The sequence below is a fragment of the Vibrio rubrogenes genome (assembly GCF_059641415.1).
Genome location: NZ_JCARSY010000099.1, coordinates 1 through 1,206, shown reverse-complemented (window position 1 = coordinate 1,206; position 1,206 = coordinate 1). Strand labels below are relative to the sequence as shown.

Below are 1,206 nucleotides of genomic sequence, written 5' to 3'. Positions count from 1 at the left end.
TTGTAACCATCCCAGTTTTAATGGCACGATAAGTTAGAGTTTTTCCTGCTGTCGTGTCTTTCCAAATACTCCCAAGGAGTGAGATCATTCAGTGAGTCATGTGGCCTTTCTTCGTTGTATTCCCTCATCCAGTTTTCTGTCAAATCCCGGACTTCATTCAGCGTTTTAAAAACATACATATCCAGAATTTCCGTTCGGTAGGTTCGATTAAAACGCTCAATATAAGAATTTTCTGTTGGCTTACCCGGTCGAATAAATTCCAGTTCCACCTTGTTATTTTCTGCCCAGTCACACAGCGCGGTTGAAATAAACTCTGGCCCGTTATCCATCCTCAATTTGCCCGGCATACCTCGCCAAGCAATAATCCGCTCCAGCACACGAATAACTCTCGGGGTCGGCAGGTTTAAGTCCACTTCTATCGCCAAGACTTCCCGATTGAAATCATCGACCACGTTAAAGGTACGAAAACGTCTGCCACAAACCAATGAATCGCTCATGAAATCGATAGACCAACAGCAGTTGATCCTCTCTGGGCTCGCAAGTGGAGCAGGCTCACGCTTCGGTAACCGCTTTTTTCCCTTACGTCTCATGTTCAGTTTGAGAGCACAGTACACACGGTAAACTCGTTTATGATTCCATGGATGTCCCCACCGTCTGAGCACCTTAAACAACTTACCAAAACCGTAGGCTGGATAACGTTCTACGGCCTCTTGTAACTTGGCAACGACCTCATCATCCCGATGCGGGGTTGGCTGGTATCGATACACGGAATCACTGATGCCAACTGCGCGGCAGGCCATCCTGAGGCTAACCTGAAACTGTGAGCGCACATACTCAACGAGCGCTCGTTTAACCGCTGGCTTTACAGCTTTTTTTCCAAAATATCTTTGACGATACGATGCTCAAGACTGAGATCAGCAAACATCTGTTTGAGCTTTCGGTTCTCATCCTCAAGCTCTTTTAGCCGTTTCACATCAGAGGCTTCCATGCCACCGTACTTCGATTTCCAGTTATAGTAGGTTGCATCAGAGATCCCGTATTCGCGGCACACTTCATTGACTTTCCTGCCGGCTTCGACTTCCTTCAGGATCTTGACGATTTGCGTTTCTGTATAGCGTGATTTTTTCATCATGCACTCTCCGTTTATTTCAGTGTAAACGGAAAATCCCTATTTTCCAGCGTCCATTTTTTCGGGGAGGGTTACAC

General features: G+C 46.4%; 1 protein-coding gene. It reads right to left on the bottom strand.

The genetic code is table 11. The features are described 5' to 3' along the window. Nucleotides 1-17 precede the first annotated feature (17 nt). A protein-coding gene (locus tag AC55NX_RS20695; RefSeq protein WP_496997448.1) for an IS3 family transposase occupies nucleotides 18-1,129 on the bottom strand; the annotation gives its coding sequence in 2 pieces (ribosomal slippage) (nucleotides 18-877 and nucleotides 877-1,129; 1,113 coding nt in all). Between the last annotated feature and the right edge of the window lie 77 nt (nucleotides 1,130-1,206).